We start from the raw sequence: 20,549 nt of genomic DNA on the forward strand, positions 1-20,549 counted from the left end.
ATCACCACTCACCACCACTCACCACCACTCATGACGAGGAGTCACCCATGTCCGCATCTCCCGCCGGTCCCCGCCACACCACAGCCCGGCTCGTCACCGGCTTCGTCGCCCTCGCCGCGCTGACCGGCCCGGCAGCCTCCCTCGCCACCGCGGGCGAACTGCAGACGGCGGCCCCGACCGCCGCCGAGCCCTCGGCCCGGTACGCCGCGACCGGCTGGCCGACCCTGAAGGCAGGCAACAAGGGCACCGGTGTCACCGCCCTGCAGTACCTGCTGAACTCCCGTGGACAGTCGCTGACGGTCGACGGAGCCTTCGGCCCGGCCACGACGGCCAAGGTGAAGGCATTCCAGAAGTCCCAGCACCTCGCCGCGGACGGCATGGTCGGGGCCGGCACCTGGAGCAGGCTCGTCACCACCCTGCGCAGCGGCGCGAACGGCCCGGCCGTCAAGGCCGCGCAGAGCCTGCTGAAGGCGCGCGGCCAGGCGGTGGCCGTCGACGGGTCCTTCACCGCCGCCGTGGCGGACAGGGTGAAGGCCTTCCAGAAGTCCGCCGGCCTCGCGGCCGACGGTGCCGTAGGCGCCCGGACCTGGGCGGCCCTGCTGAACGACACGCCGTCCGGCGGTAACCGGGCGGCACTGGCCAGGCAGATCCTGGCCCAGAAGCAGATCACCCTGGCCACCGTCCACCCGGGCGGCAAGCACGCCGGGTCGACGGCGCGGCAGAACATCATCGACACGGCGAACGGCAAGGGAGCGCTCACCAGCCCGTGGGGCGACAGGCCCAACCGGCGGGTCGCCCTCGACCCCCGGATGCTGAACGGTCTGCTGACGCTGCGCACCCAGTACGGCTACCGGCTCTCCGTCTCCGAGATCGTCGGCGGCGATCACGGCGGCAACTCCAGGCACTACGCCGGGATCGCCTTCGACATCACGCACATCAACGGGCGTCACGTCGGCAGCGGCGCCCCGCACAAGCAGCTCATGGCGGCCTGCAAGAAGCTCGGTGCGCCGGAGGTCCTCGGCCCGGGCAACGCCGGACACAGCCGCCATGTGCACTGCGGCTGGTCCCGCTGACCCTGATCCGCAGGAGGCAGGACAGGTGTCCGGCCACCCCGCCCCGGGGCGGGGTGGCCGGACACCTGCATGCCGGTTCGCTCAGCGAGCCGACGCGACCCGGAAGCGCAGCCCGGCCGCGCGCAGCCGCTCCAGCAGCGCGTCACCCATCGCGACGGCCGTAGTGACCTGACCCGATGTCGGCGCAAGCTCGTCCAGGGCGAGGCAGAGTGCGGACTCGGCGAGCATCTTCGCCGTTTCGTCGTAGCCGGGGTCGCCGCCCGACACCTCGGTGAAGACCCGGTGCCCGCCGCCTTCGCCGACGAAGCGCACGGTGAACCAGCTGCGGCTGCGGCGCTCCGCGTCCGGGCCCTCGCCCGGCTCGTACCGGTCCATCAGCCAGGACCGCGCAGCCGGTATCTGCGCGGCCCCCAGGAGGGCGCCGATCGCGGCCGTGCCGCCCAGTGCCACGGGCAGTTGCTTCACCGAGGCGAAGTGGCGGTAGCGGAAGTCGGGGCCGTACCGGGCGAGCACCCGCGCCGAACGCTCGATGACCTGCGGGTCCAGCGTCGGCAGCGGCAGCGCCCAGGTGCCGGTCTCCGTACTGAAGTGCGGGGCGCCGAGCCGGGCGCGGGCGCGACGGGCCACCAGGCGGGGCTCGTGAAGTCGGCGTTCCTGTGCGGCGCGCAGCATGTGAGGGCCGCGGCCCATCGCGGTGAGCGCGGAGGCGAACGTACCGCCGGAGAAGACGGCGTTGCTGCGGACGAACCCGTCGATCGTCAGCGGCACGTCCTGCGGCAGCTGCTGGACGGTGAAGTACACCCCGAGGTCGTGCGGTACGGAGTCGAACCCGCAGGCGTGCACGAGCCGCGCCCCAGTCTCGCGGGCCCGCGCGTCGTGCTTCAGATACATCCGGTCCACGAACTCCGCCTCGCCGGTGAGGTCCGCGTAGTCCGTCCCGGCCTCGGCGCAGGCCGCGACCAGCTGCTCGCCGTGCCAGACATAGGGGCCCACCGTCGTGGCCACCACATGGGTGGATTCGGCGAGTTCGCGCAGCGAGTGCTCGTCGTCGGCGTCGGCGTGCAGCAGCGGGAGATCCGCGCAGCGCGGGTCGATCGCGGTGAGGCGTTCGCGCAGTTGCTCCAGTTTGGCCCGATTGCGTCCGGCCACGGCCCAGCGGCAGCCGGCGGGTGCGTGGGCGGCGAGATATTCGGCGGTGAGGGCCCCCACGAAGCCGGTGGCGCCGAAGAGGACTACGTCATAGGGGCGTTGTGCCCCGTTCTGCCTGTTCATGAGTGCCTCCGCAGGGGCCGGCGCCGATGTAGCAGGCAGAGGTTAGCGGAGGGGGTCGTGGCGGTGTGTGGCCGGGCGGCGATCGTGGGGGAGGATCCAGGAGAAAGAACTAAGCGCTTGCTCGGCCCAAGGGGTTGTGCGGAGCGCGGCGCGTTCTTAGCATCATCGCTGTTACATCAGTTGTGTCACACCGCTGGGGGTTTGATGGCAACGACAGAGCACGGCCCGCTGGCAGGCGTGCGCGTCGTCGAGCTGGCAGGCATCGGACCCGGGCCGTTCGCCGCGATGCTCCTGGCCGACCTCGGCGCCGATGTCGTCAGGGTCGACCGGCCCGGCGGCCCGGGGCTCGGGATCGACCCCGCATACGACCTCACCAACCGCAACAAACGCTCCGTGCTCATCGACCTCAAGACCGAGGACGGGGCAACCAAGGTGCTCGACCTGGTCGAGCGCGCCGACATCCTGATCGAGGGCTACCGGCCGGGCGTCGCCGAACGCCTCGGTGTCGGGCCGGCCGCCGCACTGGCCCGCAATCCGCAGCTCGTCTACGGACGGATGACCGGCTGGGGCCAGGACGGACCGCTCGCCGAACGAGCCGGGCACGACATCGCCTACATCGCCCTCACCGGCACCCTCTCCATGATCGGCAAGCCCGGTGAGCCGCCCACCGTCCCGGCCAATCTGGTCGGCGACTACGCGGGCGGCTCGCTCTATCTCGTCGTCGGCGTCCTCGCTGCCCTCCAGCACGCCCGCACGCCCGGCGGCCGGGGCCAGGTCGTGGACGCGGCGATCGTCGACGGCGCCGCCCATCTCGCCACGATGATCCACGGCATGCTGGCGGCCGGCGGCTGGCAGGACCGGCGCGGCTCCAACCTCCTGGACGGCGGCTGCCCGTTCTACGGTTCGTACGAGACCGCCGACGGCCAGTACATGGCGGTCGGGCCGCTGGAGCAGCGGTTCTACGACCAGTTCAGTACGCTCCTCGGGATCGGGGACGAGGCCCCGGACCGGGGGGACATCGCCCGCTGGGAGGAGCTGCGCACGGTCGTCGCCGACCGGTTCAGGACCCGTACGCGCGCGGAGTGGACCGAGGTGTTCGAGGGCACGGACGCCTGCGTCGCCCCCGTCCTCTCGCTCCGTGAGGCACCCCACCATCCGCACATCGCGGCCCGCTCCACCTTCGTCGAGCACGGCGGACTCACCCAGCCCGCCCCCGCACCCCGCTTCTCCGCCACCCCCGTATCCGTACGCAGCGGGCCCGCGCGGCCCGGCACGGACACCGAGGCCGTCGCCGCCGACTGGGACGTACCCAGCATCACGAGGACCCGGAAGGACACCACCGACTGATGGAACTCTCCCTGCCGCTGAACTACGCGGGCGACCCGCGCGGAGCCTGTGACCAGGTTGCCGCGCTGGAGCCGGCCGGACTCGACGCCGTCTGGGTCGCGGAGGCGTACGGCTTCGACTCACCCACGATCATGGGCTATCTGGCCGCCCGTACCGAACGCATGAAGATCGGTGCGGCCATCCTCAACGTCTACTCCCGCACCCCCGCCCTCATCGCCCAGACCGGCGCCGGACTCGACGCGATCTCCGGCGGCCGGGCGCTGCTCGGGCTCGGCGCGTCCGGGCCGCAGGTCGTGGAGGGCTGGCACGGCAAGGCGTACGACAAGCCGCTCGGCCGGACCCGCGAGGCCGTCGAACTCTGCCGCCGGATCTGGCGCCGCGAGGTCATCGACCACCACGGCATCACCGACATGCCGCTGCCGAAGGAGAAGGGCGGCCGGCTCGGCAAGCCGCTGAAGATCCTCACCCGGCCGGTCCGCGAGGAGATCCCGCTCTACATCGCCTCCCTCGGCCCCGCCAATGTCCGGCTGACCGCCGAGATCGCCGACGGCTGGCTGCCGACGCTCTACATCCCGGAGAAGGCCCAGCAGGTGTGGGGCACGGCGCTCGCCGAAGGCGCTGCGAAGCGCGACCCGGCACGAGGCCCTCTCCAGACCGTCGCGGGCGGACTCCTCGCCATCGGCGACGACGCCGCCGTGCTCCGGGACCTCGCCCGCCCGCAGATCGCGCTGTACGTCGGCGGCATGGGCGCCCGGGGCAAGAACTTCTACAACGACCTGGCCGTCGCCTACGGATACGAGAAGGAAGCCGCACTCATCCAGGAGCTCTACCTCGCCGGGAAGAAGAAAGAGGCCGAGGCCGCCGTCCCGGACGAATTCTGCGAGCTCATGTCGCTCTGCGGCCCCGAGGGATACGTACGCGATCGCATCGAGGCCTTCCGCGAGGCCGGCGTGACGATGCTCAACGTCATCCCCGTCGGCGCCGAACCGGCCCGGCTGATCTCCACCGTCAAGAACTGGCTCTAGGAGGCTGCAGTGCAGCGGCAGATCTTCACCGAAGAGCACGACGCGTTCCGCGAGACCGTCCGCACCTTCCTCACCAAGGAGGTCCTCCCGCACTACGAACAGTGGGAGAAGGACGGCATCGTCTCGCGCGAGGCATGGCTCGCGGCCGGCCGCCAGGGGCTGCTCGGCCTCGCCGTACCCGAGGAGTACGGGGGCGGCGGCAACACCGACTACCGGTACAGCGCCGTCCTCGCCGAGGAGTTCACCCGGGCCGGTGCCCCCGGACTCGCACTCGGGCTGCACAACGACATCATCGGCCCCTACCTCACCGGCCTCGGCACCGACGAGCAGAAGCGGCGCTGGCTGCCCGGCTTCTGCAGCGGCGAGCTCATCACCGCCATCGCCATGACCGAACCCGGCGCGGGCTCCGACCTCCAGGGCATCCGCACCACCGCCGAGGACAAGGGCGACCACTGGCTGCTCAACGGCTCCAAGACGTTCATCTCCAACGGCATCCTCGCCGACCTGGTGGTCGTGGTCGCGAGGACCACCCCTCAGGGCGGTGCGAAGGGGCTCTCGCTGATCGTCGTCGAACGCGGCGCGCAGGGCTTCGAGCGGGGCCGCAACCTCGACAAGATCGGCCAGAAGTCCCAGGACACGGCCGAGTTGTTCTTCAACGACGTCCGCCTCCCCAAGGAGAATCTGCTCGGCGAGCGGGACGGCGCCTTCATCCATCTGATGACCAACCTGGCGCAGGAGCGCATCGGCATAGCGGTCGCCGGGATCGCAGCCGCCGAACATCTGCTGGAGATCACCACGCAGTACGTCAAGGAGCGCGAGGCCTTCGGGCGGCCGCTCTCCAAGCTCCAGCACATCCGGTTCGAGATCGCCGAGATGGCCACCGAGTGCACCGTCACCCGCACGTTCATCGACCGGTGCATCGTTGACCACTCCGACGGTGGGCTCGACGCCGTACACGCCTCGATGGCCAAGTGGTGGGCCACCGAGCTGCAGAAGCGCGTTGCCGACCGCTGCCTCCAACTCCACGGCGGCTACGGCTATATGGCGGAGTATCCGGTCGCGAGGGCGTTCACCGACGGCCGTATCCAGACCATCTACGGCGGCACGACCGAGATCATGAAGGAGATCATCGGCCGCTCGCTGCTCGCCTGACCTCTGACGCACAACCACCCCCGAAAGGCTGCTGTCTTGAGTACCGAAGCGTTTGTCTACGACGCGATCCGCACCCCGCGCGGCCGAGGCAAGGCCAATGGCGCCCTGCACGGCACCAAGCCGATCGACCTCGTCGTCGGCCTCATCCACGAAATCCGCAGCCGCTTCCCCGGCCTGGACCCAGCGGCCATCGACGACATCGTCCTCGGCGTGGTCAGCCCGCTCGGCGACCAGGGATCCGACATCGCCCGGATCGCCGCCATCGCGGCCGGCCTCCCGGACTCCGTCGCGGGCGTCCAGGAGAACCGCTTCTGCGCCTCGGGCCTGGAAGCCGTCAACCTGGCCGCCGCCAAGGTCCGTTCGGGCTGGGAGGACCTCATCCTCGCGGGCGGCGTCGAGTCGATGTCCCGGGTCCCGATGGGATCCGACGGCGGCGCCTGGGCGATGGACCCGATGACGAGCTACGAGACCGGCTTCGCCCCGCAGGGCGTCGGCGCCGACCTCATCGCCACCATCGAGGGCTTCTCCCGCCGTGACGTCGACGAGTTCGCCGCACTCTCCCAGGAGCGCGCCGCCGAAGCGTGGAAGGACGGCCGCTTCGCGCGCTCCGTCGTCCCCGTCAAGGACCGCAACGGCCTCGTCGTCCTCGACCAGGACGAGCACATGCGGCCCGGCACCACCGCCGACTCCCTCGCCGCGCTCAAGCCGTCCTTCGCTGCCATCGGTGAGATGGGCGGCTTCGACGCGGTCGTGCTGCAGAAGTACCACTGGGTCGAGAAGATCGACCACGTCCACCACGCGGGCAACTCCTCCGGAATCGTCGACGGCGCCGCGCTCGTCGCGATCGGCACCAAGGAAATCGGTGAGCGGTACGGACTCACGCCGCGCGCCCGGATCGTCTCCGCCGCCGTCTCCGGCTCCGAGCCCACCATCATGCTGACCGGCCCCGCGCCCGCCACCCGCAAGGCCCTCGCCAAGGCCGGGCTGACCATCGACGACATCGACCTCGTCGAGATCAACGAGGCGTTCGCCGGCGTCGTGCTGCGCTTCGCCAGGGACATGGGGCTCTCCCTCGACAAGATCAACGTCAACGGCGGCGCGATCGCGCTCGGCCACCCGCTCGGCGCCACCGGCGCGATGATCCTCGGCACGCTCATCGACGAACTGGAACGACGCGACCAGCGGTTCGGCCTCGCCACTCTCTGCGTCGGCGGCGGCATGGGCGTCGCCACCATCATCGAGCGTCTCTGACCGTCCCCGGCCACCCCTGCTTACGGAGAAGAAAAGCTAATGACCGAGAGCACGACCATCCGCTGGGAACAGGACGAGACCGGCGTCGTCACCCTCGTACTCGACGACCCCGACCAGTCCGCCAACACGATGAACCAGGCCTTCAAGGACTCCATCGCGGCCGTCGCCGACCGCGCCGAGGCCGAGAAGGACTCCATCCGCGGCATCATCTACACCTCCGCCAAGAAGACCTTCTTCGCGGGCGGCGACCTCAAGGACATGATCAAGGTCGGTCCCGAGAACGCCCAGCAGGCCTTCGACACCGGCACCGCCATCAAGAACTCGCTGCGCCGCATCGAGACCCTCGGCAAGCCCGTCGTCGCCGCCATCAACGGCGCGGCGCTCGGCGGCGGTTACGAGATCGCCCTCGCCTCGCACCACCGCGTCGCCCTCGACGCACCCGGCTCCCGCATCGGCCTGCCCGAGGTCACCCTCGGCCTGCTGCCCGCGGGCGGCGGCGTCACCCGCACCGTACGCCTCATGGGCATCGCCGACGCGCTGCTGAAGGTCCTCCTCCAGGGCACCCAGTACACCCCGCAGCGCGCCCTGGAGAACGGCCTGGTCCACGAGGTCGCCGCAACCCGTCAGGAGATGCTCGACAAGGCCCGCGCCTTCATCGACGCCCACCCCGAATCCCAGCAGCCCTGGGACATCAAGGGCTACAGGATCCCCGGCGGCACCCCGTCCAACCCGAAGTTCGCCGCGAACCTGCCCGCCTTCCCGGCCAACCTGAAGAAGCAGCTCGCGGGCGCCCCGATGCCCGCACCCCGCAACATCCTGGCGGCCGCCGTCGAGGGCTCGCAGGTCGACTTCGAGACCGCGCTGACCATCGAGGCCCGCTACTTCACCGAGCTGGTCACCGGCCAGGTCTCGAAGAACATGATCCAGGCGTTCTTCTTCGACCTCCAGGCCGTCAACTCCGGGGCCAGCCGCCCCAAGGGCATCGAGGAGCGCCAGGTCCGCAAGGTCGCCGTCCTCGGCGCCGGGATGATGGGCGCGGGCATCGCGTACTCCTGCGCCCGTGCGGGCATCGATGTCGTCCTCAAGGACATCTCCGCGGAGGCCGCCGCCAAGGGCAAGGCGTACAGCGAGAAACTCCTCGACAAGGCGCTCTCCCGGGGCCGTACCACCGAGGCCGAGCGCGACGAGCTGCTGGCCCGCATCACCCCGACCGGCGACCCGGCCGATCTGGCGGGCTGCGACGCCGTCATCGAGGCGGTCTTCGAGGACACCGGGCTCAAGCACAAGGTGTTCCAGGAGATCCAGGACGTCATCGAGCCGGACGCCCTGCTCTGCTCCAACACCTCGACCCTGCCCATCACCGTCCTCGCCGAAGGCGTCTCGCGCCCCGCCGACTTCATCGGCCTGCACTTCTTCTCGCCCGTGGACAAGATGCCGCTGGTCGAGATCATCAAGGGCGAGCAGACCGGCGACGAGGCCCTGGCCCGCGCCTTCGACCTGGTCCGCCGGATCAAGAAGACGCCGATCGTCGTCAACGACTCCCGCGGCTTCTTCACCTCGCGCGTCATCGGCCAGTTCATCAACGAGGGCGTCGCCATGGTCGGCGAGGGCGCCGAGCCCGCATCGGTCGAGCAGGCCGCAGCGCAGTCCGGCTATCCGGCCAAGGTGCTCTCCCTGATGGACGAGCTCACCCTCACGCTGCCCCGCAAGATCCGCAACGAGACGAAGCGGGCCGTCGAGGAGGCCGGTGGCACCTGGGCCGGACACCCGGCAGATGCGGTCATCGACCGGATGGTCGACGAGTTCGACCGTCCGGGACGCAGCGGCGGCGCGGGCTTCTACGAGTACGACGAAGCCGGCAAGCGAACCCGCCTGTGGCCGGGACTGCGTGAGCACTTCGCGAAGCCGGACACGGACATCCCCTTCATCGACATGAAGGAACGGATGCTGTTCTCCGAGGCACTGGACAGCGTCCGCTGCCTGGAGGAGAACGTCCTCATCTCCGTCGCCGACGCCAACATCGGCTCCATCATGGGCATCGGCTTCCCGCCGTGGACCGGCGGTGTACTCCAGTACATCAACGGTTACGAGGGTGGCCTGCCCGGCTTCGTGGCACGCGCCCGGGAGCTCGCCGATCGGTACGGCGACCGCTTCCTGCCGCCCGCGCTGCTCGTGGAGAAGGCAGAGAAGGGCGAGACCTTCCACGACTGACACCGGCCCCGCGCGCCGCGTTCACTCCGCCGTGAACGCGGCCCGCAGCTCCTCCTTCAACGACCGCTGGAACGCGGTCACCAGCGCTTGCAGCACCATCGGCTGCATATGGGCCGACAGCGACTTCATCGCCGCCACATGCTCCGGGTCCGCCTCCCGCTCCCGGTACGGATTCCACACCTCGTCCCGGAACAGCCGGGTCAGCTCCTGCGCGGCGGACCGGGAGTGCTCCAGCAGAACCGTGCGCGCGGCCAGGATCGTCTCGTGCGCGATCGGTACGCCCAGCAGCTCGACCCCGAGCCGCAGCACTCCCGGGTCCACCCGGTAGCTGCCATCGGTCGGCTCGGCACGCTCCAGCACGCCCATCGCGGCCAGCCGCGCCATGTCCTGTTCGGTCAGCGCCCGGCCCGCACGCCGCTCAAGCTCCGCCCGTGTCACGTCCTCCGCCGAATCCGGCGCCCAGGAGGCCACCAGCGCCCGGTGGATCGCCAGATCGTGCGCGCTCAGATCCGGCGGCAGCTGCTCCAGATAGCGTTCGATCGCGGCCAGCGTCATGCCCTGGTGCTGGAGCTCCTCGATGAGCGCGAGCCGGGACAGATGGTCATGCCCGTAGTGCCCGACACGACGCGGCCCGATCACCGGCGGCGGCAGCAGACCACGGGTGCTGTAGAAACGCACGGTGCGTACGGTGACACCGGCGCGCGCCGCCAGCTCGTCGACGGTGAGCGTAGGCTCCTCGGCCCCGGTCGCCATATCTGCTCCTCGTGTCCGGCCCTGCGGGTGAACTGCTGTGCGTGTGCCTCATCCCGGTGCAACAGTATTGCTGTCTCACCATTGATGTGAAAGTGCCCGGCTGTCAGTGGTGGCACTTAGCCTGATGCCATGTCCGAGATCACATATGTACGAGGGGACGCGACCTCGCCCCGTGGCAAGGGCGTCAAGCTGATCGTCCATGTCTGCAACGACCTCGGCGGCTGGGGCAAGGGATTCGTCCTGGCTCTCTCGCGCCGCTGGCCCGAACCCGAGGCGGCCTACCGCCGGTGGCACCGGGAGCGCGCGGGCAACGACTTCGGCCTCGGCGCGGCGCAGTTCGTGCAGGTGAGCCCGTACATCTGGGTGGCGAACACGGTGGGCCAGCGGGGGATGCGCACGGGCAGCAACGGGGTCCCGGTGCGTTACGGGGCGATCGATACGGCGTTGGGGGCGGTGGCCGACCGGGCCCATGAGCTGGGGGCCTCGGTCCACATGCCGCGGATCGGCTGCGGGCTGGCGGGCGGGAAGTGGTCCCGGATCGAGCCCCTCGTCGAGAAGCGGCTGACCGGACGGGACATACCGGTGACGGTGTACGACTTCGACTAGAAGACTGCTGAAGCATGCGCAACGCGGTGACCCTCGCCGCCAAGTCCCTGCACGTCTCCAAGGCCGATCTCGCCGTCATCGCCAAGGCCTTCGACGACCACGGCATCGAGAACGGCTGGGAGCGGAAGGGCGGCACGCACGACGGCACCACCATCGGTGCCGACGTCCTGCCCGCGTACGAGGTCTGCAGCGGGGTCGACGAGCAGGCCGCCCGCCTCGCGATGAAGCACGGTCAGATCGCCTGGGCCGGCGGCGACGGCAGGTATGTCTACGTCTACGACATCGCGAAGGGCACCACGCAGACCAAGCGGATCGACGGCTTCCTCTTCAACTGCATTTCGGACATCCGGATCACCTCGGAGCGCGTGTTCTGGCGTGAGACCGGTGGCTTCCTGATCCCGGGCACGACGTTCATGTCGGCGCCGCTCGACGATCTGTCCGAGGCGGCGAAGCTGCGCCACCCGTCGAGCACGTACGTCGCCCAGTTCTCGGTCAACGACAAGTACCTCGCGTACTCCACGTACGGCATCTGGGGCGCGCTCGGCTCCTGGAGCGGACCCGGCAAGGCGCAGGTCTCCAAGACCGCCGACGTGCTCGCCGGTCTCAACCGGTTCAGCCGCGTCTCCTGCTCCTCCGGCGCCCAGCTGGCCCCGTCCCTCGGTGACGGCCGGCGCGTCGCCTGGCTGGACACGAGCGCCGCGGCCACCGATGTGGTGACCCGTAGGACGTTCGCAGGGACCTGCGAGTAGTCCCCGGCCGGCACCGCACCCTCAGCAGGGCGCCCGCCGGACTCCGGTGGGCGCCCTGCCCGCGGTGTTACAGGAATACGGAGTGGGTCACTCTGTATCGACTTCTATGGTGGAGTGGAAGCGGCGGATCGGGGAGGGCCCATGGCAGCACGGAGAACGAACGAGACACTGCTGGCCCGGGCGCTCAGTGAGACACCGGCGTCCGACGCGCTGAGCGAGCAGATCCTCGACGCCGCGCGTGAGCAGTTCATGACCTTCGGGCTGCGCCGCTCGACCGTCGATGACGTCGCCAAGCGCGCGAGGGTCTCGCGGGTCACCGTCTACCGGCGGATCGGCAACAAGGACAGTCTGGTCTCGGCCTGTCTGTTGCGCGAATACCGGCGCTTCGTCGTGGAAGTGGATGGCGCGGTCGCCGCGCTGCCCACGACGGAGGACCGGCTCGTCGAGGGTTTCGCCGCCGTCCTCGGGCACATTCGTGAACATCCGCTCATCGGTGGGCTGTTGAGACTGGAGCCCGAGACCATGCTTCCCTTTCTGACCCTGGAGAGCGGGCCGGCCTTCCTCGCCATTCGTGAGTACCTGGCCGACCGGCTGCGCCATGCCCGACGTGCGGAGGGCCGGCCGGTGAGCGATCCGACACCGATTGCCGAGCTGATGGTGCGCATCACGGTCTCCTTCCTCCTCAACCCCGTCAGCTGTTTCGAGCTCGACGACGATGCGCAGGTACGGGCGTTCGCACGCCGTTATCTGGTGCCGCTGCTCGCCGCGGGCTAGACCGTCTCGTCGGGCAGGGGCTCCAGGGGGCGACTGCGGGCCCAGTGAGGGCCGAGGTCGTCGAGCCGCCAGCCGAAGGGGTACGAACGAGGCTGCGGGCGCGAGGGCAGCCAGTGCGGCCGGGCCGGCAGCCACCGTACGCAACGTGCACGCAGCCGCAGAGCTCCCGCGGCCGACGACCGCGCCCAGTGCGGTTGCGGACAAAAGCCCAGTGCCACGAGCAGCGGCTCGTCCAGCACGGCGAGCGAGAACCGTGCCACGAGGGGGCGCAGCGGCCGCGGATACCAGCTCGCCATGACCCGGAACGTGGCGTTCGCCACCCGTCGGTTGGCCGGGTCGTACGCGAACATCCGCTCCTCGTACGAGTCGAGAAGCCGCTCGAACCCCTCGTATGTGTCTGGAACCCCCTCGATGCCCATCATCTCCGCCATCTTCCGGCCGACCTCCGCAAGCGCCTGGGCCTCCTGCGCGCACAGTGGGCGCCAGCCGTACCGGTCGATCCAGCGTTTCGGGCCCACGACCGTCGTCGCGAGGACATAGCGGAAGTCCTCGTTCGGGATGCGGTACTTGCCGTGGATCCGATTGAGATGACGCGCCGCGGCCCGTCCACGCTCCGAGTCGAAGCCGTTCGCGGCCATCTCGTACCCGAACAGCACCGTGTCGTCGTACCGCTTCTGCCCGGACCGCTCGAACTCCTGGGTGCGGTCGAGGAGCACGGAGATCCGGGGGACGCCGTAGTCGCGGAGGAATGCGACGCTCACACCCTGCCGGTAGTCCCAGGGGAACTCGTACTGCGAGATCAGCCGGAGGATCTCGGCGTAATCGCGCGAGGGATCCATCCGGCGGATCTCCCGCAGGCGGCTGTAACGGCCCATGGTGCGCCCTCCTGTCCGTGTGCTGAGTTCGTGCGGGCCCTGCCTCTTCCATTTCCTCTCTTGCTCAACTCCCTTGATATTCAAGAGATCTGATGGTTCATCACATCCGAGGAGTCAAAGATACAAATACTATCGACTTGTTTCATCGGTCGCGTCAACACCGTCGATGCACAAGCGTCGGGGAAGGCCCCCCAGGGGCCCCTGCGCACCCGCCCGGAAGCGATCGCATACTGGATCACACAAGGGTCGGGCATCGAGCCGCACGCCCCGCCGACCGCCGGGAGCACCGCATGAACACCGAAGCAGTCAGAGATGACACCCCCGCCCCGCCGCCGCCCGGCGGCGTGCTCTGGAGCCTCTCCGGCGACATCCGTGCCCTCCTGATGCTGCCCGCCGCCCTCACCCTCCAGGTTGCCCACCCGGCGGTCGGTGCGGGCGTCGATGAACACTCCGTCTTCCGTACGGACCCGTGGGGGCGCGGCGAGAGGTCGCTGCGCTCGCTCCAGCTATGGGTGTACGGGGGTGAGGCGGCCGCCGAGGAAGGGCGCAGGCTCCGCAAGCTGCACCGCACCATCCAGGGCACCGACACCCGGGGGCGCCGTTACCATGCGTTGTCCCCCGCGAACTATGCGTGGGTGCATGCCACGGGCTTTCCCGTCTACCAGCACGCCGCGCGCTATCTCGTCCGGCCGCTCACCGACGCCCAGGAACGTGCCCTGTACCGGGAGTGGCTCCAGGTCGGACGGATTCTCGGCATTCACGACCGGGACATGCCACAGACGATCGAGGAGTTCTGGCCGTACTTCCGAAAGATGCTCGCTGACGAGATCGAGCTGACCGTCGTCGTCGAGGACCTGATCGCCACCGATCGCCCCGTACCGCCGCCGGACCGTGGGCCGCTGCCCCTCCGGCTGCTGCTGAAGGCGCTGTGGCCGGTGCTGTTTTTGCCGCTGGCCCGGTTCCGCCGCTTCGTGACCATCGGGCTGATGCCGCCGGACGCGCGGGCGGCGATCGGGCTGGAGTGGACGGATGCGCAGGAGCGGAAGCTGCGGCGGTTCTGCGGGGTGGTGCGCCGCGTCGTGCCCGTGCTGCCGGAGCGGCTGCGCTATTTGCCGTACGCGCGCAGGGCGCGGGCGGGCCATCGCGAGGCCGTCCGGCGCGACGGGAGGCTCAGGCCGAAGCCCGGCGCACCAGCTCGGTCGGCGTGATCACCGATTCGAGCTCGTCGCCCTCGCCCCCGCTGTCGCCGTTCAGCCGTTGCATCAGCATCCGCACCATCAGCCGGCCCATTCCCTCGACGTCCTGACGGACCGTCGTCAGCGGGGGATCGGTGGCTTCGGCTATCGACAGCATGTCGTCGAAACCGACCAGGGCCACCTCCTCGGGCACCCTGCGGCCGCGCTCGCGCAGCACCCGCAGGGCGCCCGAAGCCATCAGGTCGTTGGCGGCGAAGACCGCGTCCAGATCGGGGTGGCGCTCAAGGAGTTGCGTCATCGCCCGTGCGCCGCCCTCGACGGTGAAGTCGCCTTCCGCGAGCAGTGCCGGATCGCCGTCGGGCAGCACATCGCGGTAGCCGTCGATCCGGTCGAGTGCCGATGTCTGGTCGCGTGGTCCGGCGATGTGCGCGATCCGCTGCCGGCCGAGGGAGACGAGGTGGCGTACGGCCTCGGCCGCGCCGCCCCGGTTGTCGCAGTCGACGTACGGGACGGCCAGCTCGGACGCGGCACCCGGCCGGCCGGGGCGGCCGCCGTAGACCGTGGGCACCCGGAACCGGCGGATGACCGCGGGGAGTTCGTCGTCCATGTGCAGCGAGAAGGCCAGCGCGCCGTCCACATGGCCGCCGGCCAGATAGCGGGCGACCCGGTCGAAGTCCCCGCTGCCCTCCACCAGGAGCAGTACCAACTGGGCGTCATACACGTTCAGTTCACGGCTGATGCCACGGATCTGCTGGGAGAAGAACGGGTCGGAGAAGATCCGGAACTCCGGCTCGTCGATGATCACGGCGACTGCGCCGTTGCGCCGGGTGACCAGGGTCCGCGCGGCGTGGTTCGGAACGTAGCCGAGCTCATCGACGGCCTTGCGTACCTGTTCCACGAGCGGCTGCCGCACCCCCGCCCCGCCGTTCACCACCCGGGAGGCCGTCGCCCGTGAGACCCCGGCGAGGGCCGCCACGGCTTCCAGTGTGGGGCGGACATCGCGAGGGGAATCGGGGGTCGGACCGGGCAAGGGACGCTCCTCGTACGCGCGGGGTCAGGCCGGAAACGGCCGGGGCCGGCCGGACAGCACCGACGCCATCAGCCTAACCGGCGCCCCCGGCCGTCCGCCGGGCACCGTCGCCCCACCGAGGAGAGGGGAGCGACGGTGCCCGGACCCGGTCCGCGGACCCGTCAGCGGTGGTCGTGAATCGTGTTCGTGGCCGCGATCTGCTTCCACGACGCGGGCCGTGTGGGCTGCGTGGTTGCGCGCAACGAGCGCGCCGCGGCCGCCGCCGGGGCCTGAGGCCGCGTCGGCTGGTACAGCCAGGTGTCGAAGAAGCCGGCGAGCGGCCGGCCCGAGACCCGTTCCGCGTACGTCACAAAGTCCCCCACGCTCGCGTTCTGGTAGGCATGCTCGGCCGGCCAGCCCTTGAGCAGCTCGAAGAACGTCTCGTCGCCCACCTTGTTGCGCAGCGCCTGGATCGCCAGCGCACCCCGGTCGTAGACGGCCGCGTCGAACTGGTTGTCAGGGCCCGGGTCGCCCGGCTTCACCGTCCAGAAGGTATCGTCCGCCGGATGCTGGGCGTAGGTGTAGTCCGCCAGCTCCTGCGCGGTGCCCTCGCCCTCCTTCTCCGACCACAGCCACTGGCTGTAGCGGGCAAAGCCCTCGTTGATCCAGATGTCCTTCCAGCCCTTGACGGACACGCTGTCGCCGTACCACTGGTGCGCCAGCTCATGGACGACGACCGAGACGTTCGCACCGTTCGCGAACTGCTTCGGGCTGTAGAACGGCCTGGTCTGTGTCTCCAGCGCGAACCCGCTGGTCACATTGGGGGAGTAACCGCCGAGCGCGTCGAAGGGATACGGCCCGAAGACCTCCGTCAGCCACTCGGCGACCTCGGTGGTCCGCTCGATGCTGGCGCGTGCCGCACCACCGTTGGCGCCGAGGTCCTTGCTGTACGCGTTGACGACCGGCAGCCCGTCCGACGTGGTGTCCGTGGTGATGTCGAACTTGCCGATCGCCAGCGTCGTCAGATACGTCGCCTGCGGCTTGCTGGAGCGCCAGTTGTAGCGGGTCCAGCCGAGCTTCGAACTCTGCGACTGGAGCACGCCGTTGCTGATCGCCTGGGTGCCGTCCGGTACGGACACCGAGATGTCGTACGTGGCCTTGTCCAGCGGGTGGTCATTGCTGGGGAACCACCACACGGCCGAGTCCGGCTCCTGCGCGGCCACCGCGCCGTCCGGGGTACGGGCCCAGGAGGTCCAGCCGTTGATCTTCAGCTCGGACGGCTTCCCGGCGTACCGCACGACCACCGAGACGGACTTGCCCTTGGCCAGCGCTGCCGCCGGAGTGATCTCGAGTTCCTGGTCGCCGCTCCTGGCGTAACCGGCCTTCTTGCCATTGACCCGCACCTCGGAGACGTCCAGCCCGAAGTCGAGGTCGAAACGGGAGAGTTCCTGGGTGGTCGTGGCGAGGATCGTCGCCGTGCCTTCCAGCAGGTCGGTCGCGGGCTGATACTTCAGCCGCAGGTCGTAGTGGGAAACGTCGTAGCCGCCGTTGCCGCTGGCCGGGTAATAGGGGTCGCCGATGCCCGGGGCGCCCGCGGTGCCTTCGGCGGCCGAGGCCGGGATCGCCAGCAGCAGGGAGGCCGCGAGTGCGCTCGGGACGATGAATCTGCGGTGCACGAATGCTCCAAGTCGTCGGGGCGAATGATCTTTCGAACCGTCACGTCGACCCTATTCAGCGACTGCCGCATCAGTCGTGTCCATGACCGCAGCTGTCACACGATCGCCATTCGGCCGACATGGCACATGGTCCATCATTACGGCATGGGCACGTCATTTCTATCGGTGATCGCCCCCTGTTGCCCAGGAGTTGACCGGGGTACCTTCCGCCCATGCCGACACGTGCGCGGGGCACCCGCTTGACGTACAGATCGCTGGTGGTGGCGGCCGTTGCCGCCCTGATGGCCGTCCTGCTCTCACCAGCAGGTGCACAGGGCGCCGCAAGGCTCCCGCAGAGCAGCGCCCAGGAATCCGGGCCCCCGGAGAGCAGGCCCGTCTACTCGTACGAGAACGCCGTCCGGGAATCCGTCTGGGTCGACACCGGACTGGACGGCGACGGAAACGGGAAGAGCGACCGCGTCGCCGTCGACATCGTCCGGCCGCGCGAACCCGCCCGGCAGGGCCGGAAAATCCCCGTGATCATGGATGCCAGCCCGTATTACTCCTGCTGCGGCCGCGGCAACGAGAGCCAGCTCAAGACGTACGACACCGACGGCCGGCCCGTCCAGTTCCCCCTCTATTACGACAACTACTTCGTGCCGCGCGGCTACGCCTTCGTCGCCGTCGATCTGGCCGGTACCAATCGCTCCGACGGCTGTGTCGACGTCGGAGGCCGTTCCGATGTGCAGTCCGCCAAGGCCGTCATCGACTGGCTGAACGGCCGCGCCCGCGGCTACACCACGCGTACCGGCGGCGACCACGCCACGGCCGGCTGGTCCAACGGCCGCACCGGAATGATCGGCAAGAGCTACGACGGCACCATCGCCAACGGTGTCGCGGCGACCGGAGTGGACGGTCTGCGGACCATCGTGCCGATCAGCGCCATCTCCTCCTGGTACGACTACTACTTCGCCCAGGGCGCCCCTCTCTACGACAGCGGCCCCGACTGGCTCTCCGGCTATGTGGAGAGCCCGGAGGCGCTCGGGCGCTGCGCCGCCGTCCAGCAGCAGCTCGTCGACCAGGCGCCGCGCACCGGTGACCGGACGAAGCTGTGGAGCGACCGCGACTACGTGAAGGACGCCCGCAAAGTGCGGGCCAGCGTCTTCGCCGTACACGGCATGCAGGACCTCAACGTCCGCACCAAGCACCTCGGCCAGTGGTGGGATGCCCTCGCGGACCAGGGCGTGGAGCGCAAGATCTGGCTCTCGCAGACCGGACACGTCGACCCGTTCGACTACCGGCGCGCCGAGTGGGTCGACACGCTGCACCGCTGGTTCGACCACTACCTCCTCGGCTACGACAACGGCATCGACCGTGAACCGATGGCCGATATCGAACGCCACCCCGACCAGTGGTCCACCGACAAGGTCTGGCCGCCCCGCACCACGCACACCACCACCGTGCGCCCCGGCCCCGGCAGCGCGCCCGGTGTAGGCACCCTCGCCCTGAAGCCCGCCCGCCCCGGCGCCACCGAGACCTTCACCGACGATCCGGCGCAGAGCGAGACGGAGTGGGCCGCCGACCTGGACCGGACCACGGGCGCCAAGGCCGGATTCCGCACCGCGCCGCTCACCCGGGACCTGCGGCTGGCCGGCTCGTCCACCGTGACCGTCACCGCCACCCCGACCACATCGACCGCCCACCTCTCCGCGGTCCTCGTGGACATCGGCCCCGACACCATCCGTGACTACGGCTCGTCCGGCGAAGGCATCACCACTCTCACCGACCGAACCTGCTGGGGCGCGAGCACGACCGGGGACAGCTCCTGCTTCAAGGAGACCCGGGCCAGTAACGTCGCGGTCGACCGGACCGTCCTCAGCCGCGGCTGGGCCGACCTCGGCACGTACGCCTCCGCCGGACACGGTCGCCCCCTCACCCCGGGCAGGGCCTACACGATCACCATCGACCTGGCGGCCACCGACCATGTCGTCCCGGCCGGACACCGCCTCGCCCTGATCGTCGCCGGCACCGACCGGGACCTCATCGACCCGCCCGACTCCACGCCCACGCTCACCCTCGACCTGGCCCGTACGTCCGCGAAGCTGCCGTTCACCGGCGGCGCCGGAGCCTTCGTACGTGCCACCGCGGGTTCCGCACCCGCGACAGCCACCCCCCGCGCAGTCCACTCCGAGGGCGTGGCGCCGCCGCGTCCCGCCCATCGCATCCCGGGAGGCAGCCGCTCATGACACCCCGTATCCCGACCGCCCGCCGGCCCGTCCGCCGCAACCTGGTCCTGACGGCCGCAGCCGCCGTGCTGGCCGTACCCCTGGTCACCGTGCCGGCCGAGGCCGCGCACGCCCAGCCCCGTACCGGCTTCGAAATCAGCAACGGGGCCCGCTGGACCGGCCAGCCGGAGGAACAGTCCTTCCTGGCAGCCGTCGACCGGGGCAGCGACCGGGTCTCCGTCGACCGGATCGGCACGACGAAGCAGGGCCGCCCGCTCCAGCTCGTCCGCATAGGCAACCACCGCCCCACCGCCGACACGATGCTGCTGATCTGCAGTCAGCACGGCGACGAACCGTCCGGCCGGGAGGCATGTCTGACGACCATTCGCGATCTGGCCTACGCGCAGGACCGGTCGACCCGGGCCTTCCTCTCCCGTACCAATGTCCTCGTCGTGCCCACCGCGAACCCTGACGGGCGCGCCGCCGACACCCGCGGCAACTCCGACGGCGTCGACATCAATCGCGACCACATCGCGCTGCAGACCGCCGAAGCCCGTGCCATGGCGGCGGTCATCCGCGACCGGAAGCCCGATGTGATCTACGACCTGCACGAGTACGGGGCCACCCCTCCGTACTACGACAAGGACCTGTTCGTCCTGTGGCCCCGTAACCTCAACGCCTCCGACCGGGTGCACGGCGAATCGCAGACCCTCGCCGAAAGCTATGTGCGCCCCACCGCCAAGGAGGCCGGCTACAGCAGCGGCCTCTACGGCATCTGGACCGACCCGGTCACCGGCGATCCGATCAAGCAGACCGCGGGCGACGGACAAGAACGCATCCTGCGCAACACCTCCGGCATCAAGCACGCCGTCGGCCTGCTCATCGAATCCCGCGTCGACGCGCTCACCGACGCCGAGAAGGCCGACCCGGCACTCAACAGCCGACGCCGCGTCCACTCACAACTCGTCGCACTCGACGGCCTGTTCGCCTTCACCGACGAGCGGCGCAGCCGGATCGAGGCCGCCACCGCCGCATCCCGCGCCGCGGGGTTCAAGGACCGCGGTCCCGTCTATCTCGGCGGCGCCGACAACGAGTCACCCGAAGCGGGCCAAGTCCTCCAGGACCCGCCGTGCGGATACCGGCTCACCAAGGCCCAGTTCGACGACGTCAAGGACGAACTCGCCCTGCACGGCGTCACCTCCCGGCCCGACGGTGACGGAGCGTATGTACCGCTGCGGCAGTCGGCCCGGAATCTGATCCCGCTCCTCCTGGACGAGCGGGCGACATATCACCTCACAAACGGTCAAGCCGATACCGCTTGTTGATCCCATGAGGTGAGCGCCGCGTGTGGTACTGCCTACGGAGAGCGAAATCAC

General features: G+C 69.8%; 17 protein-coding genes. 12 read left to right on the forward strand and 5 right to left on the reverse strand.

The window, feature by feature from the left end:
- Positions 1-47 precede the first annotated feature (47 nt).
- Entirely contained in the window at positions 48-1,073 is a 1,026-nt protein-coding gene (locus ACGFU7_RS15790; RefSeq protein ID WP_393696078.1) for a peptidoglycan-binding protein, read from the forward strand.
- 81 nt (positions 1,074-1,154) lie between these two features.
- Here the strand turns inward: ACGFU7_RS15790 and ACGFU7_RS15795 are convergent, their stop codons facing one another.
- Positions 1,155-2,345 (reverse strand): saccharopine dehydrogenase family protein, encoded by a 1,191-nt coding sequence (locus tag ACGFU7_RS15795; RefSeq protein WP_393696080.1) that lies wholly within the window; start codon positions 2,343-2,345, stop codon positions 1,155-1,157.
- Between the two features lie 204 nt (positions 2,346-2,549).
- Here ACGFU7_RS15795 and ACGFU7_RS15800 point away from each other — a divergent pair, with 204 nt between their 5' ends.
- From ACGFU7_RS15800 to ACGFU7_RS15820, 5 genes are read left to right on the forward strand one after another with little or no spacing between them, the layout of a single operon-like run.
- Positions 2,550-3,692: a CaiB/BaiF CoA transferase family protein gene (locus tag ACGFU7_RS15800; protein WP_393696082.1), complete on the forward strand. Its 1,143-nt coding sequence runs from the start codon at positions 2,550-2,552 to the stop codon at positions 3,690-3,692.
- Positions 3,692-4,717, forward strand: a complete 1,026-nt coding sequence (locus ACGFU7_RS15805; RefSeq protein ID WP_393696084.1) for an LLM class F420-dependent oxidoreductase — start codon at positions 3,692-3,694, stop codon at positions 4,715-4,717. Before ACGFU7_RS15800 ends, ACGFU7_RS15805 begins: the two co-directional genes overlap by 1 nt.
- Before the next feature lie 9 nt (positions 4,718-4,726).
- Positions 4,727-5,869: an acyl-CoA dehydrogenase family protein gene (locus ACGFU7_RS15810; RefSeq protein ID WP_393696086.1), complete on the forward strand. Its 1,143-nt coding sequence runs from the start codon at positions 4,727-4,729 to the stop codon at positions 5,867-5,869.
- Positions 5,870-5,905: 36 nt separating this feature from the next.
- A complete protein-coding gene (locus ACGFU7_RS15815) occupies positions 5,906-7,120 on the forward strand; it encodes an acetyl-CoA C-acetyltransferase (protein ID WP_393696088.1) in 1,215 nt (404 codons plus the stop codon).
- Between the two features lie 39 nt (positions 7,121-7,159).
- Positions 7,160-9,331 carry a 3-hydroxyacyl-CoA dehydrogenase NAD-binding domain-containing protein gene (locus ACGFU7_RS15820; RefSeq protein ID WP_393696090.1) on the forward strand — a complete coding sequence of 724 codons (2,172 nt, stop codon included), beginning with the start codon at positions 7,160-7,162 and terminating at the stop codon, positions 9,329-9,331.
- Between the two features lie 21 nt (positions 9,332-9,352).
- Here the strand turns inward: ACGFU7_RS15820 and ACGFU7_RS15825 are convergent, their stop codons facing one another.
- Complete coding sequence (locus ACGFU7_RS15825; RefSeq protein WP_393696091.1) at positions 9,353-10,084, reverse strand: MerR family transcriptional regulator; 732 nt, start codon at positions 10,082-10,084, stop codon at positions 9,353-9,355.
- 129 nt (positions 10,085-10,213) lie between these two features.
- Here ACGFU7_RS15825 and ACGFU7_RS15830 point away from each other — a divergent pair, with 129 nt between their 5' ends.
- From ACGFU7_RS15830 to ACGFU7_RS15840, 3 genes are all read left to right on the forward strand, one after another.
- The gene (locus ACGFU7_RS15830; RefSeq protein WP_393696093.1) at positions 10,214-10,690 is read left to right on the forward strand and encodes a macro domain-containing protein; all 477 of its coding nucleotides are present in this window, start codon (positions 10,214-10,216) and stop codon (positions 10,688-10,690) included.
- Positions 10,691-10,704: 14 nt separating this feature from the next.
- A complete protein-coding gene (locus tag ACGFU7_RS15835) occupies positions 10,705-11,439 on the forward strand; it encodes a hypothetical protein (RefSeq protein WP_393696095.1) in 735 nt (244 codons plus the stop codon).
- A 141-nt stretch (positions 11,440-11,580) separates the two neighbouring features.
- The gene (locus ACGFU7_RS15840; protein ID WP_393696097.1) at positions 11,581-12,213 is read left to right on the forward strand and encodes a TetR/AcrR family transcriptional regulator; all 633 of its coding nucleotides are present in this window, start codon (positions 11,581-11,583) and stop codon (positions 12,211-12,213) included.
- Here the strand turns inward: ACGFU7_RS15840 and ACGFU7_RS15845 are convergent.
- Complete coding sequence (locus ACGFU7_RS15845; protein WP_393696099.1) at positions 12,210-13,088, reverse strand: oxygenase MpaB family protein; 879 nt, start codon at positions 13,086-13,088, stop codon at positions 12,210-12,212. The two genes, ACGFU7_RS15840 and ACGFU7_RS15845, sit on opposite strands and share 4 nt — an antisense overlap.
- 290 nt (positions 13,089-13,378) lie before the next feature.
- Here ACGFU7_RS15845 and ACGFU7_RS15850 point away from each other — a divergent pair, with 290 nt between their 5' ends.
- The gene (locus tag ACGFU7_RS15850; protein WP_393696101.1) at positions 13,379-14,296 is read left to right on the forward strand and encodes an oxygenase MpaB family protein; all 918 of its coding nucleotides are present in this window, start codon (positions 13,379-13,381) and stop codon (positions 14,294-14,296) included.
- On the opposite strand, the gene ACGFU7_RS15855 is transcribed toward ACGFU7_RS15850, so the two are convergent.
- On the reverse strand, positions 14,259-15,314 hold the full coding sequence (locus tag ACGFU7_RS15855) for a LacI family DNA-binding transcriptional regulator (protein WP_393696103.1): 1,056 nt from the start codon (positions 15,312-15,314) through the stop codon (positions 14,259-14,261). The two genes, ACGFU7_RS15850 and ACGFU7_RS15855, sit on opposite strands and share 38 nt — an antisense overlap.
- A gap of 161 nt (positions 15,315-15,475) precedes the next feature.
- Entirely contained in the window at positions 15,476-16,969 is a 1,494-nt protein-coding gene (locus ACGFU7_RS15860) for a M1 family metallopeptidase (protein WP_393696105.1), read from the reverse strand.
- A gap of 212 nt (positions 16,970-17,181) precedes the next feature.
- Here ACGFU7_RS15860 and ACGFU7_RS15865 point away from each other — a divergent pair, with 212 nt between their 5' ends.
- Both ACGFU7_RS15865 and ACGFU7_RS15870 read left to right on the forward strand, forming a co-directional pair.
- Positions 17,182-19,194 carry a Xaa-Pro dipeptidyl-peptidase gene (locus ACGFU7_RS15865; RefSeq protein WP_393696107.1) on the forward strand — a complete coding sequence of 671 codons (2,013 nt, stop codon included), beginning with the start codon at positions 17,182-17,184 and terminating at the stop codon, positions 19,192-19,194.
- Positions 19,191-20,498, forward strand: a complete 1,308-nt coding sequence (locus ACGFU7_RS15870; RefSeq protein WP_393696109.1) for a M14 family metallocarboxypeptidase — start codon at positions 19,191-19,193, stop codon at positions 20,496-20,498. The genes ACGFU7_RS15865 and ACGFU7_RS15870 overlap by 4 nt, the downstream gene beginning before the upstream one ends.
- Positions 20,499-20,549: the final 51 nt, after the last annotated feature.

This window comes from Streptomyces sp. NPDC048473 (assembly GCF_043200155.1).
Lineage (GTDB): Bacteria > Actinomycetota > Actinomycetes > Streptomycetales > Streptomycetaceae > Streptomyces.

Bases quoted from the DNA above. Each gene is read 5' to 3' on its own strand.
- ACGFU7_RS15790 (WP_393696078.1), top strand. From the start codon at position 48: ATGTCCGCATCTCCCGCCGGTCCCCGCCACACCACAGCCCGGCTCGTC.
- ACGFU7_RS15835 (WP_393696095.1), top strand. From the start codon at position 10,705: ATGCGCAACGCGGTGACCCTCGCCGCCAAGTCCCTGCACGTCTCCAAG.
- ACGFU7_RS15830 (WP_393696093.1), top strand. From the start codon at position 10,214: ATGTCCGAGATCACATATGTACGAGGGGACGCGACCTCGCCCCGTGGC.
- ACGFU7_RS15805 (WP_393696084.1), top strand. From the start codon at position 3,692: ATGGAACTCTCCCTGCCGCTGAACTACGCGGGCGACCCGCGCGGAGCC.
- ACGFU7_RS15820 (WP_393696090.1), top strand. From the start codon at position 7,160: ATGACCGAGAGCACGACCATCCGCTGGGAACAGGACGAGACCGGCGTC.
- ACGFU7_RS15850 (WP_393696101.1), top strand. From the start codon at position 13,379: ATGAACACCGAAGCAGTCAGAGATGACACCCCCGCCCCGCCGCCGCCC.
- ACGFU7_RS15825 (WP_393696091.1), bottom strand. From the start codon at position 10,084: ATGGCGACCGGGGCCGAGGAGCCTACGCTCACCGTCGACGAGCTGGCG.
- ACGFU7_RS15840 (WP_393696097.1), top strand. From the start codon at position 11,581: ATGGCAGCACGGAGAACGAACGAGACACTGCTGGCCCGGGCGCTCAGT.
- ACGFU7_RS15865 (WP_393696107.1), top strand. From the start codon at position 17,182: ATGCCGACACGTGCGCGGGGCACCCGCTTGACGTACAGATCGCTGGTG.
- ACGFU7_RS15800 (WP_393696082.1), top strand. From the start codon at position 2,550: ATGGCAACGACAGAGCACGGCCCGCTGGCAGGCGTGCGCGTCGTCGAG.
- ACGFU7_RS15845 (WP_393696099.1), bottom strand. From the start codon at position 13,088: ATGGGCCGTTACAGCCGCCTGCGGGAGATCCGCCGGATGGATCCCTCG.
- ACGFU7_RS15795 (WP_393696080.1), bottom strand. From the start codon at position 2,345: ATGAACAGGCAGAACGGGGCACAACGCCCCTATGACGTAGTCCTCTTC.
- ACGFU7_RS15870 (WP_393696109.1), top strand. From the start codon at position 19,191: ATGACACCCCGTATCCCGACCGCCCGCCGGCCCGTCCGCCGCAACCTG.